This is a genomic window from Falsigemmobacter faecalis (assembly GCF_003863335.1).
GTDB classification, from domain to species: Bacteria; Pseudomonadota; Alphaproteobacteria; order Rhodobacterales; family Rhodobacteraceae; genus Wagnerdoeblera; species Wagnerdoeblera faecalis.
This window is the reverse complement of record NZ_RRAZ01000019.1, coordinates 32,258-48,980: the sequence shown is the minus strand read 5'-3', so window position 1 is coordinate 48,980 and position 16,723 is coordinate 32,258. Positions and strand designations below refer to the sequence as shown.

Genomic DNA, 16,723 nt, shown 5'->3' with positions numbered 1-16,723 from the left:
CCGCGAACCTGCGATCCCGGAGAGGCCAGCCTCGCTCGTCGCTTTTTCATTAAACGGTGTAGTGTTACGGGAAGAATTTTGGCCCCCCGTCCTCAAGGGGACGCGGGCCTGGTAAGATATGAGGCTTTTGTGAACACGATTTCTGCGTTTTCCCGCCGCCGCCTGCTGATCCTGGCGGCGGCAGGCCTGGCCGTTCCCTCCGCAACTCAGGCCCGGAGCCCGCTCCTGCTGCGGGTGCAGAGCAGCCAGGGTGAGACGCGCTTCAGGGAAGAAGACTTTGCCGCGCTGCCGCAGTCGCAACTGCGCACCCATACCGCCTGGACGGAGGGGGCGCGGCTTTTTGAAGGCGTCGCGCTGAAAGATCTGCTGGCCGCCGCAGGCTTTGATGAGGCCGCGCTGGCCGGGCGCAGGCTGCGCCTGCGGGCGCTGAATGAATATGAGGTTGAGATCGCCGCCGAAGACTGTGCGATCTTCAACCCGCTTCTTGCCCGCTCTATGGACGGCAGCCCGATGCTGCGCTCGGACAAAGGCCCGCTCTGGCTGGTCTATCCGCGCGACGACAACCCGGTGCTGCAGGATCTGCGCTATGATCACCGCTGGGCCTGGCAGCTGGCCGTGATCATCGTCGTCTGACGCCCCGTGAGACGTGTCGCCGGGATATATCTGCTCGCTTTGGGAAGTGTGGCCAGCTTTCTGGTGCTGATGGTGCTGTCGTTCAGCGAGCTGCGCACCATTGCGCGGCAGATCTCGGATAACACCGGCGAGAATATGGTCTGGATGTTCTCGCAGGTGACCCGCGAAGCTCTGACCGTCTCGCTGCTGCTGGAGCGCGGCACCCGCACCGATGGAAACTGGGACGACCTCTCCTTTCGGCTCGATATGCTGGAAAGCCGGGTGCGGGTGATCTCGGAAGAGCCGCTGCGGGATTTCTTCCGCCGCCACAACCGGGAGGCCGAGTTCGACGCCTTTTACGCCTCTTTCGCGCGGCTGGCCATCGCGCTGCGGGTCGCTCCGGAGGAGCTTCCGGCCGCCGGCCGCCAGACCCTTGCGCGGGAGATGGAACGGCTGGCCAGCGCCAGCTCCACCCTCGCCAATGCCAGTATGCTCGAAGAGCGTGATCTTCTCGGGCGGCAGTATGACACCATGCGCACGGCCAGCGAGCGGCTGCTGGCCTCATCGCTGGCGGGCATGGCCCTGGGGCTGGCACTCGGGGCCTGGCTTTTACGCTCGCTCGTGCGCCAGCGCCGGGTGACGGAGCAGTTGCAGCAACACCAGGAGGGGCTGGAGCGGATCGTGGCCGAGCGGACCAGCGCTTTGCACGAGGCCCTCGCCACAGAGCGGCACGCCAAAGAGATCTACCGCAGCTTCATCACCACGGTGTCGCATCAGTTCCGCACGCCTTTGTCAGTCATCAATATGATCGGCCAGCGGCTGAAGCGGCGCGCGCATCAGTTCACCCCCGCCCAGGTGCGCCAGAAAGCCGAAAGCGTGACTATGGCCACCTCGCGGCTTCTCGAACTCCTCAGCAGTGTCAGCCGTGCGGCGCTCATCGACCGGGTTGAGATCAGCGACCAGCGCGAAGCCATTGATATGAAGGTGCTTTGCGAGACGGTGATCCGCGATATGCGCCGCCTTGGCTATGCCCGCCCGATCCCTGTCGAGGCCCCCGATGATCTGCCCCCCTGTCCGGGTGATCCGGTGCTGATCGCCCAGGTCATTGAAAATCTGCTGAGCAATGCGATGAAATATTCCGACCCGGCCTCCCCCGTGACCCTGCAGCTGCGCAGCGAGGGCGGCGCGCTTTACGGCGCGGTCACCGATCAGGGCATCGGCATCCCCGAAGAGGATCAGCCGCGGATCTTTGAGCGGTTTCACCGCGCGTCCAATGCGGTCAACCTCTTTGGGTCGGGCGTGGGGCTGAACCTGTCGCGCACGGTTCTGGCGCTGCACGGGGGGGACTTAAGCTTCACCTCGGTGCTGGGCGAGGGCTCTGTTTTCACCTTCCGTCTGCCTCTGGAGAGCCGCCATGTCGCGCCCTGACCCTCTGCGCATTCTCTGCATTGAGGATGAAGCCGATTTTCGCACCGAACTTGTCGAAGAACTGGAGGCCCTGGGCTACCAGGCCTTCGGCGCGGAGAGCGGCGAGGCGGGGCTGGCCGTCCTTGAGGCGCTGCCCCCCGCCAGCGTCTCCTGCGTGATCTGCGATGTGATGCTGCCAGGCCTGTCGGGGCTGGAGATGGTCAGCCGTCTGCGCGCCCATCCGGCCGTCCTCAAGAGTGCGCCCGTCTTGCTGCTGACGGCCCTTGTGGGGCGCGAGGACATGCTGAGCGGGCTGCGGGCGGGGGCGGATGATTACCTGCTGAAGCCCGTCGATCTGACGCTTTTGCAGGTGACGCTGGAGAACCGCCTGCAGCGTCTGGAAGATATGCGTCAGGCCGGCGCTCCGGCGGGGCTGGAGGTTTCGCCGGATGTTCTGCGGCAGCTGTCGCGGCGCGAGACGGAAGTTCTGGCCCTTCTGGGCAAGGGCAAACGCTCGGGCGAGATTGCGCGGGATCTGACGATTTCAGAGCATACGGTGCGGCAGTACACCAAGGAACTTTACCGCAAACTGCGCATCACCAGCCGGGTGGATGCCGCGCGGATTGCGATCGGGCTGAACCTCGCCTGAGGGCGAAAGAGCCTGTGCAGTCTAGTCTTCCGTCCGGGGCGTGATGCCGGGCTTGCCGGATGCGCCCCGACCTCATGAGGGTGACAGCGATCGGGTGCCCGCGCGAAGACATCCCGACGGGGCCAAAGCCTGGGCCGGGGGGCCGCGATCTGTCGCGGCCCTTCTTTATGCCGGAAGATCGGCGGGCAGGCTGAGCGGGCGGGGGTGACCTTCGTCATCCACGGCCACCATGATGAACACGCCTTCGGTCACCTTTTCGGGTGGGGTCTGGCGGTGGCGGCGCCAGGCTTCGACCTGCAGCGTCATGGAGGTGCGGCCGGTCTTCAGGATCGCGGTATGGATCAGCACCGTATCGCCGACTTTCACCGGCTTGCGAAAAGTCATCTCGCGCACGGCCGCGGTCACGGTGCGGTGGCCGCAGAACTCAGAGCTGCGCGCAAAGGCTGCCAGATCCATCTGCGACAGCAGCCAGCCGCCGAAGATATCCCCCGCCGGATTGGTGTCTTCGGGCATCGCGATGGTGCGCAGGGTGATTTCCTGGCCGGTCGCGGGGGCAGCGTGGGGTGTCAGAAGGTCCATGGCTCTTTCCCTGAGGACGCGGGCTCCGCCGGGGCGGTTGATGTGACGCTACGTAATGCAGTGATCACAAGATGCCAAAGCGTCACGATGACGCGACATATTTTTACATTCGGGTCTTGAATGTTGAAATTATCCTGCGCGCAAGATTATTGCGCGCAGAGATCAAGCCTCAGGCGGGCGTGCCGATGCGGCGGATCTGGCTGCAAAGCGTCTGAGCCACGCTCAGCGCCCGGCCGGTGCTTTCCGCCATGCCCGGCAGCACCATCCATTCCAGCGCCCAGGCAGCCCCTGAGCGTTCCTGCTCATGCACCATGGCCTGGTGGATCTGGCCAAGGCTTCCGGCATTATAGCGGGCCAAAGTGACCAGAAGTTCCGCCAGCACCGGGTTTTGCTTATGCGGCATGGCCGAAGAACTGCCGCCCCCCGAGAGGCTGATCTCACCGATGCCCTGCTGCGCCATGAGGGCGATATCCTGGCCCATCTTCCCCAGCGTGCCGCTGATCAGCGCGCAAAGCCCTGCGAATTCTGCCACCCCGTCGCGCATCGCGTGCCAGGCGCGGGGCGGATTGGCAAGGCCAAGGGCGCCTGCGACCTCCCGGGTGATCTGATCGGCCTCCGCTGCAAGGGCGCGGCGATCGCCTGAGGCGCCGCCGATCTGGACGCGGGCAACCCGCGGGCGCATCTCGCGCAGGCGCTGCAGATGCGCCTCCAGCGGTTGCTGCCAGGGGGCGATGCGGTCGGCAACGGTGATCTCTGTTGCGGCCTGCATCCGGGTGCGGCCCATCAGGGGGCTGTCGCCAAATTCCGCGCTGAGGCGCAAAAGCGCCGCGTTCAATTCGGCAAGGCGGGTTTCAAAGAGATCAAGACTGGCCGCCATCGACAGCGCAAGGCTGGTGTCGATGACATCCTGCGAAGTGGCCCCTGAGTGAACGGCCGCCTTTGCCGGACCTGCGGCGGCCTTCATCTGCGCCACGAGACGCGGGATGACCACCCCGTCCTGGCCGGTGCCCTCGCGCAGATCGGCCAGATCAAAGCTCATCGCCTCAATCGCGCGGGCGGCAGCTTCGGCACTTTCAGCATCAACCCGACCGGCGCGGCCAAGGGCGCGTGACCAGGCGGCCTCAAAACGGCGCATGCCCACAAGCTGTGCCTCAGGGCTCCAGAGAGCGGCGGTCTCGGGATCGGCGAAAAGCCCTGCCAGCCAGGGATGGGTGAAAACATGGCTCATGGCGGGGCCTTTCTACAGGAAGGAAGCGGCCCGGAGACCGGGCCGCTGCAGGCTCAGATATCGAGAAAGACAGTCTCGCCTTCGCCCTGCAGGCGGATATCAAAGCGATATTTGCCCGGAGCGGTCTTTTTGGCGATCAGCGTCTCTACACGCGGGCGCAGCTCAATGCGCGCCAGCAGCGGGTCTGCAGAATTATCCTCATCTTCAAAATAGATGCGGGTCTGCAGGCCGACATTGATGCCCCGCGCCACCACCCAAAGCGAGATATGCGGGGCCTGAAGCTTACCGCCGCGGGCCATCACAGCGCCCGGCTTGACGGTGCGCAGCGTGAAAATCCCGCTTTCCGCATCTGCCGCAAAACGGCAAAGCCCCGAGACCGCCGGATCGGCACCGGGCTGGCCCGGGAAGATCCCCGCCGCATCGGGCTGCCAGCTTTCAATCAGCGCATCGCGCATCGCCCAGCCCGAGCCGTCAAAGACCTGACCGGTGATCTCAATGATCTCACCCTGCGCGCCCTCAGCGATCGGCGAGACGGCGACCTCTTCGTGGTAATAGCCCGGATTGCCCGCATAGGTCGGCATCAGGCCGATATGGACATAGGGGCCTGCGGTCTGCGACGGCGTCTCAACCAGGAAATCGAGTTTCTGAACCATGGCTCACATCCCCTCAAGTTTGTTTTCAAACATGGTCTGACGGCGGCCGCGCAGCACGATGTCGAACTTATAGGCCAGGAAGTCATGCGGGCGCGAATTGTTCATATCAAGCGGCGCCACCAGCGTCTCAAGCTGCGAGCGGTTGCGCACGGTGGCGGCAATCGGGCAGCGGTCGATCAGCGGATCGCCTTCAAAGTAAAGCTGGGTGATCAGGCGCTGGCCAAAGCTGTGTCCATAGACCGAGAAGTGGATATGCATCGGACGCCAGTCATTGCCACGGTTCGGCCAGGGGTAGGCGCCGGGGCGAATGGTCAGGAACTGATAGCGGCCATTTTCATCGGTCAGCGTGCGGCCACAGCCCCCGAAGTTCGGATCAAGCGGCGCGAGATAGCTGTCTTTTTTGTGACGGTAACGGCCACCGGCATTGGCCTGCCAGATCTCAACCAGGGTGTTCGGCACGGCGCGGCCGTTCTCATCCAGAACGCGGCCATGCACAAGGATGCGCTCTCCGATCGCAGGCGAGCCGTCTTTTGACCAGTTCAGGATCAGGTTGTTGTCCAGCGCCCCGATCAGCGAATGGCCAAAGGTCGGGCCGGTCTCTTCCGAGTGGCCCGATTCCATCGACAAAAGCGCCTGTTTCGGCGAGCGCAGGATCGAGGTTTTGTAATCCGGAAAATAGGGATCCGGGTGCATGTCGCGGTTGCGCGGGATCAGCGGGCCCTGGTCGCTCATTTGTCAGCTGCCTCCATCTCTTTATAGGTCGCTTCCGCCAGTTTGATGGCGTGATTGGCTTTGGGCACGCCCGCGTAGATCGCGACATGCTGGAAGGCTTCCATGATATCCGTCTTCGTCGCACCGGTGCGGGCGGTGGCGCGGATATGCATCGGGATCTCTTCAAAGTTACCCGTCGCGGCCAGCAGTGCCAGGGTAATCATCGACCGCTCACGGCGCGAGATATTGTCGGACGCCCAGACGGTGCCCCAGGCGCTTTCCGTGATCAGCGACTGGAAAGGCGTTGAGAACGCGCTTTTATTGGCTTCCGCGCGGTCGACATGGGCATCGCCCAGCACGGCACGGCGGGTCTCCATGCCTTTGTCATAACGGCTCATGCTGCGGTCCTTTCGAGAAAATCTTTCATCAGTGCGGCGGTGGCCCCGGGCTGCTCAACGCAAGGGATGTGGCCGGCGTCCGGGATCAGGCGGAAGGGCGCGCCGCAAAGCTCTGCCGTGGCGCGCACCAGATCGGGGGGCGTTGAGCCATCCTGATCGCCGCAGAGCACCTCAACGGGCAGGGTCAGCGCGCGGGTGCTTTCCGTCAGGTCGGCCCCGGCGATGGCCGCGCAGCAGCCGACATAGCCCTCAACGGTGGTGCGGGTCAGCATATTGGTCCAAAGCGCAAACTCGGGGCGGGTTTCGCGGAAGGGCGCGGTGAACCAGCGCTCCATGATCGCGGGGCCCATGGGGGCAAGGCCGCCCTCACGCACGGCGGCGATGCGGGCGTTCCACATCTCAGCCGAGCCGATTTTTGCCGCCGTATCCATCAGGACCAGCGCCTTCACCAGATCAGGCCGCTTTGCCGCCAGACCCTGACCGATCAGCCCGCCAATCGACAGGCCGATGAAGGTGACATCCCTGACGCCGAGATGATCGCAAAGCGCCTCCGCATCCTCCACCAGCAGCTCCACGCTATAGGGCGCAGGGCTTGCATCCGAGAGGCCATGGCCGCGCTTGTCGTAGCGGATGATCCGCAGTCCGGCGGGCAAAAGCGCGATCAGCGGGTCCCAGACCCGCAGGTCGGTGCCGAGCGAATTGGCGAAAACCACCACGCGGCCATCGCGCGGACCTTCGTCGCGGATGTGAAGCTGCGCGTCGGGACGGGTGAGAAACTGCATGGCAAACCTCCGGCTTTGTTTCTTATGCCATGGCCACTGGTCGTTTTAAATTATAATGTTCGGCAAAACATATAACTCCGGGGTTATGAGATGCTGCACCCGCTGCTGCGCCTGCGACATCTGTCGTGCTTTTTGGAAACCGCACGGCTGGGCTCTCTCTCGGCGGCGGCGGATCATCTGCGCATCAGCCAGCCCGCTGCCTCCAAAACGATCCGCGAGCTGGAAGAGATCCTTCAGGTCACGCTTTTTGACCGCAGTGGGCGGAAACTGGCTCTCACCCCGGCGGGGCAGGTGTTTCAGACCCATGCCGGGGGCGCGATGGCCGAGTTGCAGCGCGCCCAAGGGGCGGTGCAAAGCCCGGCGGCGGCCCAGGCGCGGATCAGGCTGGGGGTTTTGCCGACGGCGGCCTCTGGTCTGGTGCCCGAGGCGGCGCTTGCCCTGCGAAAAACCCGTCCCGAGGTGCTGATTGAGGTGATGACCGGACCGAACTGGCTGCTGCTGTCGCTGCTGCGCGAGGGGCAGCTTGATCTGATCGTTGGCCGCATGCCCCCTGCCGGGAATGCTGAGGGCATCGAATTCGCGCCGCTTTACTGGGAAAAAGTGATCCCGGTGGTGCGGGCGGGCCATCCTCTGGCGGGGGCGGCGGGCTGGGTGCCGGATGATCTGCGCCGCTATCCGCTGATGCTGCCGCCGACGGGGGCGGTGATCGCGGGATCGGTGCGGGCCTGGCTGCACAATGCGGGGCTGGGCACCCCTGCGCCCGCCTTTGAGAATGTCTCGCTGCCCTTCGGGCGCGAGGTGCTCCGCCAGTCCGATACGGTCTGGTTCATCTCAGAAGGGGTGGTGCGGGCCGATGTGGTGGCGGGCCATCTGGCCATTTTACCGCTGAAGAACGAGCTTCTGGGCGGTCCGGTGGGGGTCTCACGCCGTCCGCAGGATGGGGAAACGCCGGTGCTGCTGAAAGAAGTGATCGCGGCCCTGGAGAAGGCCGCGATCCGTCAGGAAAGCCTGATGTCGTAACTCAGTAGGGCAGGCCCACGTAGTTTTCCGCCAGATCTTTGCGTGCGGTTTCCGATTCCGCCAGATGGCGCAGGGTCGATTTGCGCATCTGTGCCGCGAAGCCGTCCTCATCATCAAAGCGGTGCAGCATGGTGGTCATCTGCCAGGAGAAGCGCATGGCCTTCCAGATCCGGTTCAGCGCGCGGGCGGAATAATCGTCAACGCCTTTGTGCGAGCCTTTTTGGATCGCCTCAACCAGGGCGTTGTACAGGTAATACACATCCGAAGCCGCAAGGTTCAGACCCTTGGCACCGGTCGGCGGCACGATGTGCGCGGCGTCACCCACGAGGAACAGGCGGCCCCAGCGAAGCGGCTCCGACACAAAGCTGCGCAGCGGCGCGATGGATTTCTCGATCGAGGCCGCTTCAACGACTTTAGCAGCCGCCTCAGCCGGGATGCGGCGCTTGAATTCAGCCCAGAAGCGCGCGTCCGACCAGTCTTCCGGCTTGTCGGTCAGCGGCACCTGGAGGTAGTGGCGCACCAGGGTCTCGCTGCGCATCGAGGCCAGCGCGAAGCCATGCTCAGAATTTGCGTAGATCAGCTCATCATTGACCGGCGCGGTATGAGCCAGGATGCCCAGCCAGCCGAAGGGATAAACCCGCTCAAACTCCTGGCGCTTCTCAGCGGGAATGGTCTTGCGGCTGACGCCGTGGAAGCCGTCACAGCCCGCAACCCAATCCGCGGTCAGGCTTTTACGCTCGCCTTCCAGGGTGGTGAAATCGACGCGGGCCTGAGTGGCATCGAGGTCGTGGATTTCGACATCCGAGACCTGATGGATGATCGTGGTGCCCATTTTGTCCTGGGCTTCAAAGAGATCGCGGGTCACTTCGGTCTGGCCGTAAACCATGACGCGCTTGCCGGTCAGCTCTTTGAAATCAATGTGAACCATCAGATCACCATCGGAAATGATAGTGCCGTCATGCGGGATGCCCTCAAGGTCCAGACGCGCGCTGACGCCGGCTTCGCGGAGCAGATTGACGGTACCCCATTCGAGGATCCCGGCGCGGATGCGCGAGAGAACATGCTCACGGCTGGAGCGCTCGAGGATGACCGTGTCGATCCCGGCACGGTTCAGCAGCTGCGACAGCATCAGCCCTGACGGGCCCGACCCAATGATGGCGACCTGAGTTTTCATAGATCCTCGCTCCTTTACCTGAGCGTTACATAGAACTTTGAGCCCGCCGGTGCTAATGGACGCAGGCGGCATAAACTGGTACTATTCGTGCATGTACGCGCAAACATTGATCCCGAATTTTCAGCTCTTCGGCGAAACCTCTGCCTTTCCCGATGTGATCCACCATGAGCGGATCCGCGATCGGGCACGGCTGCATGACTGGAAAATCGGCACACATCGGCATACCGATATGGTGCAGCTTTTCCATATGGAACGCGGTGCGGCCGAGGTGCGGATCGATGGTCAGACGCACCGGCTTCAGGACGGAGAGTTACTCTATATTCCAGTGCATGCGGTGCATGGATTCGCCTTTCGGCAGGGCTCGGAAGGTGGGGTGTTTTCCTTCCCGCTGACCCTGACGGAGGCGCTTCCGGCGGCCTCGGGGGATCTGGCAGCCCGGCTGACGCGGCCCCTGCGGGCGACATGTGACGCAGCGTTCCTGCGACTCTTGGTCGCATTAGTGCAGGCCTTTGAAGATACTGGCACTTTCCGGGCATCTCTTCTTGCCTCTCTGGGGCAGGCGGTGCTGATTTCAGTCGCGCAGGCCGCTCTGAGTGAGGATGACGCAGAAGAGGCCGCCACGCAAAGGCGGATGGGCGATTTCGTAAGGTTTCTGCGCGAAGATCTGAGTGCCACGCGCGGGGTCGGGGATTACGCCCGCGCCATGGGCATCACCACCGGGCATCTGAACCGGATCTGCCGCGCCGCTTCAGGGGTGAGCGTCAGCGATTATATTGAGGCGGCCCGGATGACCGAGGCACGCCGCCTGCTGGCCTTCACGCAGCTCTCGATTGCAGAGATCGGCTATCGGCTTGGCTATACGGATCCCTCCTATTTTTCGCGCCGCTTCCGCAGTGTGGCGGGGCTGACGCCTTCGGTCTATCGCCAGCAGTTTCTGGCGTAGGCCAAAGAAAAACCCCGGCCTCTCGGCCGGGGTTCCATCAGATCAGAACGGGAAGTTCGGACCTTCATTGTGGATGGTGATCCAATGGGTGCGGGTGAACTCTTCCATGATCCACTCTCCGTTAAAGCGGCCAAGGCCCGAGTTCTTCTCACCGCCGAAGGGCGCATTGGCGTGATCGCCTACGGTGATGGCGTTGATATGGGTCATGCCGGCGACGATCTGGCGGGCGAAGGTCACGCCGCGCTGGATGTTGCGGGTATAGACCGCGCTCGACAGGCCATATTCGGTGTCATTCGCCAGCTCCAGGGCATGGGCCTCATCGCGGGCTTTGATCACCGGCAGGACCGGGCCAAAGGTCTCTTCACGCGCCAGGGCCGAGGCCGGATCCACGTCCACAAAGATATGCGGCGCGATGACATTGCCCTCAAGCGGGCCCGAGACCACCAGGCGCGAGCCATCGGCCTTCGCCTGCTCAATCCTGGCAACCACGCCGTTGCGCTGGCCTTTGGAGATCGCGGGGCCCACGTTGGTCGCCGGGTTCAGCGGATCGCCATAGGTGATCTTCGAGGCACGGGCGGTCAGCTTTTCGACGAATTCGTCATAGATCTTTGCGTCCACGATCACGCGGTTCGTCGACATGCAGATCTGACCCTGGTGCAGGAAGCGCCCGAAGGTGGCCGCGCCCACAGCCGCATCGACATCCGCATCATCGAGAACGACCAGCGGCGCATTGCCGCCCAGTTCCAGCGCCACGCGCTTGATGAATTTGCCGCCCGTGGCCAGCTGGCCGACGCGCTTGCCGACATCGGTCGAGCCGGTGAAGGAGATGAAGGAGGGCACTTCATGCTCAACGAAATAATCGCCGATTTCCGCGCCCGAGCCGATCACCACGTTCAGAAGACCCGCCGGAACGCCGGCTTCTTCGAAGATCTTGGCAACCAGGGTGCCGCCGGTGATCGGGGTATCCGAGGCCGGTTTCAGCACCACGCCATTGCCGCAGGCCAGCGCCGGAGCCACCGAGCGCACCGAGAGATGCAGCGGGAAGTTCCAGGGGCTGATGATACCGATGACGCCAAGCGCCTCACGGTAGTAGCGGCTTTCCATGCCCGGCTCGCAGGCCAGCAGCTTGCCCGAGATTTTGCCCGGGAAGGCAGCGGAATATTCGGTGATGGTGCGGGCAGCGCCATGCTCGATATGCGATTTGATGACCGTTGAGCCGGATTCGCGGCCCAGCCAGCCACGGATTTCCTCGGCGCGGGCGTCAAAGATCTGCACGGCGCGGCGGATGATCGCTTCCCGCTCGGCGGGCGCGCGGGCGGCCCATTCGACCTGCGCCGCTTTTGCGGCCGCATAGGCGGCATCGACATCCGCGCGGCTTGCGAGTTTGGTGGTACCCAGAACCGAACCATCAAAGGGGTTCAGGTTATCGGCGGTGCGATCCGACGAGCCGGGGCGCCATTCGCCTGCAATAAATTGCAGGTCCAGACCCTGATAGGCGGTGGTGGGGGTGGTGGTGCTCATCCGGCATCTCCTGTCTCGACCTGTCACCAGGCGCTCTTCCCAAATTCAGACGGTCCATCACGGTCATCGCAGACGGGATACTCCCCAACGTCTGCGGTGCCGATCTGCTGCACAGAAGACCGCCTGTTTGTTACCAAAACTGCCCTCCAGGCGGATTTCCTCCGGTAACACTGATGAAATAGTGGGCGGAAGATGAAGGTTAAATGTTAAAAATTGTCACAGGCATGTGATTTTCGATCAATATTAAAATGACGTAACGGCAGAAAGTCACGGCCAATCCGCGAAAGAGGCCTCGGCGGTGTCGCGCCTCTCGCCACCGCGCGACAGATCTGCGCGGTAATGGCTGGGCGACTGGCCGCTGCTGCGCTTGAAGAAATGGCTGAACTCTGCCGCATCGGTGAAGCCGAGGGACTGCGCGATATCCGCCACCGGACGGGCGGAATGCTGCAGCCAGGCCAGGGCCTCGCGCATCATGCGGCGGTGGATCAGCTGCAGCGGAGTTTTGCCCTGGCTCTTCAGGCAGAGCCGCCGCAGACGCGCCTCGCTGACGCCCAGCCGCTCGGCATAGCCGCGCACGGAAAGATGGTTGCGAAAATGCACCTCAACCTCGCGGCGGAAGGATTCGATGAGCTGAAGATCGCTCCCCGTGGCCGGAAGATCGAGGTGCTGGTGCGCGTTGCGCCAGAGTTGCACCACCAAAAGACGCAGGCAGGACAGGATGGCGGTGCGGCTGCCGATGCGCGGCGCGGCGCTTTCGTGCAGGATGGCGCGGGCCAGGGCTTCGGGCTCGGGCGCGCTTTCGGGGGTCAGATCGGTGCACAGGACCGGACCGCCCCCCGGGGGCAGCATACGCTCCATCTCGGGATCAAGGCCGAGGACCTCGCCCAGAAGCTGCGGCGCAAGACCCAGAAGATAGCCCTCTGAGCCCGCGTCAAGCCGTAGCAGCTGATCGGGCTGCGCGGGCAGGATCAGCGCCGCCGGGGCCCGGACCTCATGGGTGATCTCTGCCAGATCGAGGTCAAGACGCCCCGAGCTCAGCAGCACCAGATGCAGATAATCGGCATAGCTGCCGCGACCGGGACGGATCTGGCGCATGCGCAGACCGGCGGGCAGCGGCTCGGCCCGCAGCAGGCGGCTCAGATCATCTGCGGGGATCATAGCGGCCATGCGCCTGCACTTTCTGACAATTGCTTTGTATGAAAATGACATGCCATGCGTCAGAATGGAATGGCCTGACCCGCCCTGGTCGGGCGCAATCTGCAGGACGTCTCATGGCTGACACGACTTTCCCCGATCCCGCCCGCAGTGCCCATGTGGTTCTGGGGGGCGAATGCCTGCGGCTGAACCCGGCCGATGGCAGCATCGCCTCGCGCGTTCCGGCGCTGCGCGCGGCCGAGGCGCGGCGGATCGCCAATCAGGCGGCCATGGCCTTTCCCGCCTGGTCTGAGACCCGCGGGGCGGATCGGGCGGCGATCCTGCGCCGCGCGGTGGATCTGCTGGACGCGCGGGCCGGGAGTTTTCGCCGCCTGATGCGCGAGGAGATCGGCGCGACCGTCCCTTGGGCCGAGTTCAATCTGGCGCAGGGCAGGGCGCAATTGCTTTGCGCTGCGGATCTCGCCACCTCGCCTCTTCTGGGGGAGAGCGAAGTGGGCGGGCATCTGCTGCGGCGCGCGGCGGCGGGGGTTTGTCTTGGCATTGCGCCCTGGAATGCGCCGCTGGCGCTTGGCATCCGCGCGATCGCCATGGCGCTGGCCTGCGGCAACAGCGTGATCCTGAAGGCGTCAGAGCTTTGCGCGGGCACCCATCTGGAAATCGGGCGGCTGTTGCGCGATGCCGGTCTGCCCGAGGGGGTGCTGAGCGTGGTGACCCATGCGCCCGAACATGCCCGCGAGGTGGTGGAGGCGCTGATCAGCCACACTGTCGTGCGCCGGGTGAATTTCACCGGCTCGACCCGGGTGGGGCGCGAGGTGGCGCAGATGGCGGCGGGCGCGCTGAAACGCTGTCTGCTGGGGCTCTCGGGCAAAGCCGCGCTGATCGTGCTGGAAGATGCGGATCTTGACGCCGCCGCAGAGGCCGCCGCCTGGGGGGCTTTTGTCAACCAGGGGCAGGTCTGCATGAGCACTGACCGGATTATCCTCGCTGAGGCGATCGCCGATGACTTCCTTGCGCGCTTTCTCAGCCATGCCCGCCGGATGACGCCGGAAAGCGGCGCGATGGGGCCGGTGATCAGCGCGGCCTCGGTGCGCAGGCTTTCCGATCTGATCCAGGAAGCCCGCGCGCGGGGGGTAGAGCTTTTGTGCGGGGGGACCGCCTCCGGGGTCTTGATGGAGGCCACGGTTCTCGACGGTGCCGACCCCTCAATGCGGGTCTGGCACGAAGAGCTGTTCGGCCCCCTGGTGGTGGTCTGCCGGGCCGAGAGCGATGAGGATGCGGTCTCGCTGGCCAATGACTGCGCCTTTGGCCTGAGTGCGGCCATCTGGAGCCGGGATCTTCCCCGTGCCAAGGCGCTGGCCGCGCGGATCGATGCCGGGATGTGCCATATCAACCAGCCCACCGTGCTGGATGATGCGGCGCTGCCGGTGGGCGGGGTGAAAAACAGCGGTTATGGCCGCTTTGGCACCACTGCGGCCCTTGAGGAGTTTACCGAAGTTCACTGGACGTCGATCGGGCCGCATTCGTGCGATAGTCGAACAACGGTCGTGTAACGCACAGCTCGCATTGCCCCCTGCCGCCCCGGGCCTTATCTGGGATGGCAGCTTCGGGCACCTCCCGACGGATGAGGAATCTCATGGACAAAACAGTCAAAGACCTCGCGTCTGCTGTGGCAGGCATTGAAGATGGAATGACGGTGATGATCGGCGGCTTCGGCGGCGCCGGCGGGCCGATCGAGCTGATCCATGCGCTGATCGACCGCTTTAAAGCGACCGGTCACCCCAAAGATCTGACCGTGGTGAACAACAATGCCGGTAACGGCCATGTGGGTCTCGCCGCGCTGATCGAAGCGGGCATGGTGAAAAAGCTGATCTGCTCTTTCCCGCGCTCGGCGGATCCGGTGGTCTTTACCGAACGCTATCTCGCCGGTCAGATTGAGCTGGAACTGGTGCCCCAGGGCACGCTGGCAGAGCGCATCCGCGCCGGTGGGGCCGGGATCCCGGCTTTCTACACGCCGACCTCCTTTGGGACGGATCTGGCGAAAGGCAAGCCGGTTGAGGTCTTTGAGGGCCGCTCTTACGTGCGCGAGCGCTGGCTGAAGGCCGATTACGCGCTGATCAAAGCGCAGACCGCGGATCTGCACGGCAACCTGACCTTCCGCGCTGCGGCCCGCAACTTTGCGCCCGTCATGGCTATGGCTTCGGCCGTGACCGTGGTTCAGGCGGCACAGATCGTGGCCCCCGGTCAGATCGACCCCGAGAACGTCCACACCCCCGGCATCTTCGTTCAGAAGATCGTTGAGGTTGCCAATGCCGTTCAGGAAGAAGACCTGAACCGCGCCAAAGCCACCTATCCGCTGGAGGGTTGAGCCATGCAGAAGCTGTCGAACAATCAGATCGCCTGGCGCGCTGCGCAGGACATTCAGGATGGCGCCTATGTCAACCTGGGCATCGGTTTCCCCGAGAAGGTCGCGCAATATACCGTTGAGGGCCGCGAGGCGATTTTCCACACCGAGAACGGCATTCTGAACTTCGGTGAAAGCCCGGCTCCGGGCGAGGAAGACTGGGACGTCATCAACGCGGGCAAAAAGGCCGTCACCCTGAAGCCGGGTGCGAGCTATTTCCACCACGCCGACAGCTTCGCCATGGTGCGCGGCGGTCACCTCGATGTGGCGATCCTTGGCGCTTATGAAGTCGCCGAAAATGGCGATCTGGCGAATTGGTCGACCGGCCCGAAGGGGGTTCCGGCGGTGGGCGGTGCGATGGATCTGGTCCATGGTGCCAAACGCGTCGCCGTGATCACCGATCACGTCACCAAAGACGGCAAGCCGAAACTGGTGAAGCAATGCTCGCTGCCGCTGACCGGCGTGGGCTGCGTGACCCGGGTTTATACCTCGCTTGCGGTGATCGACATTGTGGAGGGCCGCTTCGTGCTGCGCGAAAAGCTGGCCTCCATGTCGCTGGAAGAGCTTCAGGCCCTGACCGGGGCGGAGCTGGTGATTGATGGTCCGGTGACGGATCTGGTGGTCCCGGAGCTCTGAGTTCTGTCGTCCTGCCTGAAACGGCCGCCCCTCAAGGGCGGCCGTTTTGCTTTTGGGGGCTGGCACAGCTCGCCGCCCGATGCGGTTCCCGCAGTTTGGAAAAAAATTTGCAACCTGAGGGAACATTCTGTTTGCGAAGGCGTTTTTCATGACACGGAGCCCGATCCCCCGAACCTGACCCGAAAGAGAGACCTATGAGCGGAGTTTGCCCCACAGTGGGAACCTGTCCCGGCGTCTGGCCCGCACAGGATCCCCAGCCGGAGCCTTCTCTGCGTCTTCTGGTTCTTGAGGATAATCCGATGATCGCCTGGCAGCTTGCTGCGGATCTCACGGCGCTCGGGCAATACGTCTGCGGACCCTTTACCACCCTCGAAGCGGCCAGCGCCTTTGACGGACCGCTTGATGGCGCGATTGTTGATATCGGCATCGGGTCCGAGCGCTCCTTTGCTTTCGCGTCGCGGCTTCTGGAACAGGGTGTGGCGGTGGTCTTTTACTCCGGCAGTGCCGGAGAGCCGCTGGCGGGCGGGCTGGAACGGGTGCCGCGCTGTGCCAAGCCCGCGCCCACCAGCCAGTTGCTGGAAACCCTGCGCAGGCAGCAAGCCGGGCGGCGTCAGCGGCGGATGCGCGTTTTGCAGCGTCTTCCGGCCTGGCGGCATATGGCGCGGGATATCTGCGGCGATTATAAACTCGCCGACCATATTCTGGAACTCGCCATGGAGCGCGCAATCCGGCATTATGAGACCAGCCCTCCCGAAGCCGGAGAGGACCCGGACCAGTGGCTGAGACAGGAAGTCTCGGCGCTCTTCGGAGACTGGCGGCGGCAGCGGATGGTATGAGCGGGATGGTCTGTGCAG

18 protein-coding genes are annotated in these 16,723 nt (G+C 63.9%); 9 read left to right on the top strand and 9 right to left on the bottom strand.

Translation table 11 applies throughout. From position 1 onward, the window contains the following. The first annotated feature begins 129 nt into the window (after nucleotides 1-129). Genes EG244_RS13495 through EG244_RS13485 form a run of 3 tightly spaced genes read left to right on the top strand, consistent with a single transcriptional unit; the run spans nucleotide 130 to nucleotide 2,668 of the window. Entirely contained in the window at nucleotides 130-633 is a 504-nt protein-coding gene (locus EG244_RS13495; RefSeq protein WP_124965518.1) for a hypothetical protein, read from the top strand. A gap of 48 nt (nucleotides 634-681) precedes the next feature. Continuing rightward, a complete protein-coding gene (locus tag EG244_RS13490) occupies nucleotides 682-2,040 on the top strand; it encodes a sensor histidine kinase (RefSeq protein ID WP_124965517.1) in 1,359 nt (452 codons plus the stop codon). Next, nucleotides 2,027-2,668, top strand: a complete 642-nt coding sequence (locus tag EG244_RS13485) for a response regulator transcription factor (RefSeq protein ID WP_124965516.1) — start codon at nucleotides 2,027-2,029, stop codon at nucleotides 2,666-2,668. Before EG244_RS13490 ends, EG244_RS13485 begins: the two co-directional genes overlap by 14 nt. Before the next feature lie 165 nt (nucleotides 2,669-2,833). Here EG244_RS13485 and EG244_RS13480 read toward each other — a convergent pair whose 3' ends face one another. The 6 genes from EG244_RS13480 to pcaD all read right to left on the bottom strand — a co-directional run bounded on the left by EG244_RS13480 (nucleotide 2,834) and on the right by pcaD (nucleotide 7,019). After that, nucleotides 2,834-3,247 (bottom strand): acyl-CoA thioesterase, encoded by a 414-nt coding sequence (locus EG244_RS13480; RefSeq protein ID WP_124965515.1) that lies wholly within the window; start codon nucleotides 3,245-3,247, stop codon nucleotides 2,834-2,836. A gap of 169 nt (nucleotides 3,248-3,416) precedes the next feature. Next, nucleotides 3,417-4,475 carry a 3-carboxy-cis,cis-muconate cycloisomerase gene (locus EG244_RS13475; protein ID WP_124965514.1) on the bottom strand — a complete coding sequence of 353 codons (1,059 nt, stop codon included), beginning with the start codon at nucleotides 4,473-4,475 and terminating at the stop codon, nucleotides 3,417-3,419. Between the two features lie 53 nt (nucleotides 4,476-4,528). Continuing rightward, nucleotides 4,529-5,128, bottom strand: a complete 600-nt coding sequence (pcaG, locus tag EG244_RS13470) for a protocatechuate 3,4-dioxygenase subunit alpha (RefSeq protein WP_124965513.1) — start codon at nucleotides 5,126-5,128, stop codon at nucleotides 4,529-4,531. Nucleotides 5,129-5,131: 3 nt separating this feature from the next. Next, the gene (gene pcaH / locus EG244_RS13465; protein ID WP_124965512.1) at nucleotides 5,132-5,860 is read right to left on the bottom strand and encodes a protocatechuate 3,4-dioxygenase subunit beta; all 729 of its coding nucleotides are present in this window, start codon (nucleotides 5,858-5,860) and stop codon (nucleotides 5,132-5,134) included. Then, a complete protein-coding gene (gene pcaC / locus EG244_RS13460; RefSeq protein ID WP_124965511.1) occupies nucleotides 5,857-6,237 on the bottom strand; it encodes a 4-carboxymuconolactone decarboxylase in 381 nt (126 codons plus the stop codon). Before pcaC ends, pcaH begins: the two co-directional genes overlap by 4 nt. After that, the gene (gene pcaD, locus EG244_RS13455; protein ID WP_124965510.1) at nucleotides 6,234-7,019 is read right to left on the bottom strand and encodes a 3-oxoadipate enol-lactonase; all 786 of its coding nucleotides are present in this window, start codon (nucleotides 7,017-7,019) and stop codon (nucleotides 6,234-6,236) included. Before pcaD ends, pcaC begins: the two co-directional genes overlap by 4 nt. A gap of 90 nt (nucleotides 7,020-7,109) precedes the next feature. On the opposite strand from pcaD, the gene EG244_RS13450 reads away from it, so the two are divergent. Beyond that, nucleotides 7,110-8,039: a LysR substrate-binding domain-containing protein gene (locus EG244_RS13450; RefSeq protein ID WP_124965509.1), complete on the top strand. Its 930-nt coding sequence runs from the start codon at nucleotides 7,110-7,112 to the stop codon at nucleotides 8,037-8,039. Nucleotide 8,040: 1 nt separating this feature from the next. Here EG244_RS13450 and pobA read toward each other — a convergent pair whose 3' ends face one another. After that, nucleotides 8,041-9,213, bottom strand: coding sequence for a 4-hydroxybenzoate 3-monooxygenase (gene pobA, locus EG244_RS13445; protein ID WP_124965508.1), 1,173 nt, complete (start codon nucleotides 9,211-9,213; stop codon nucleotides 8,041-8,043). A 106-nt stretch (nucleotides 9,214-9,319) separates the two neighbouring features. Between pobA and EG244_RS13440 the strand changes: the two genes are divergently transcribed. Next, nucleotides 9,320-10,156, top strand: a complete 837-nt coding sequence (locus EG244_RS13440; RefSeq protein ID WP_158617308.1) for a helix-turn-helix domain-containing protein — start codon at nucleotides 9,320-9,322, stop codon at nucleotides 10,154-10,156. A gap of 42 nt (nucleotides 10,157-10,198) precedes the next feature. Here EG244_RS13440 and EG244_RS13435 read toward each other — a convergent pair whose 3' ends face one another. Both EG244_RS13435 and EG244_RS13430 read right to left on the bottom strand, forming a co-directional pair. Continuing rightward, on the bottom strand, nucleotides 10,199-11,677 hold the full coding sequence (locus tag EG244_RS13435) for an aldehyde dehydrogenase family protein (protein WP_124965506.1): 1,479 nt from the start codon (nucleotides 11,675-11,677) through the stop codon (nucleotides 10,199-10,201). Nucleotides 11,678-11,944: 267 nt separating this feature from the next. Next, a complete protein-coding gene (locus tag EG244_RS13430) occupies nucleotides 11,945-12,844 on the bottom strand; it encodes a helix-turn-helix transcriptional regulator (protein WP_158617307.1) in 900 nt (299 codons plus the stop codon). Nucleotides 12,845-12,948: 104 nt separating this feature from the next. On the opposite strand from EG244_RS13430, the gene EG244_RS13425 reads away from it, so the two are divergent. The 4 genes from EG244_RS13425 (at nucleotide 12,949) to EG244_RS13410 (ending at nucleotide 16,705) form a co-directional block, all read left to right on the top strand. Beyond that, on the top strand, nucleotides 12,949-14,382 hold the full coding sequence (locus EG244_RS13425; RefSeq protein ID WP_124965504.1) for an aldehyde dehydrogenase family protein: 1,434 nt from the start codon (nucleotides 12,949-12,951) through the stop codon (nucleotides 14,380-14,382). An 83-nt stretch (nucleotides 14,383-14,465) separates the two neighbouring features. Continuing rightward, nucleotides 14,466-15,197, top strand: coding sequence for a 3-oxoacid CoA-transferase subunit A (locus EG244_RS13420; protein ID WP_124965503.1), 732 nt, complete (start codon nucleotides 14,466-14,468; stop codon nucleotides 15,195-15,197). A 3-nt stretch (nucleotides 15,198-15,200) separates the two neighbouring features. Continuing rightward, complete coding sequence (locus EG244_RS13415; protein ID WP_124965502.1) at nucleotides 15,201-15,869, top strand: CoA transferase subunit B; 669 nt, start codon at nucleotides 15,201-15,203, stop codon at nucleotides 15,867-15,869. A gap of 299 nt (nucleotides 15,870-16,168) precedes the next feature. Beyond that, nucleotides 16,169-16,705: a response regulator gene (locus EG244_RS13410; protein ID WP_124965501.1), complete on the top strand. Its 537-nt coding sequence runs from the start codon at nucleotides 16,169-16,171 to the stop codon at nucleotides 16,703-16,705. Nucleotides 16,706-16,723 lie beyond the last annotated feature (18 nt).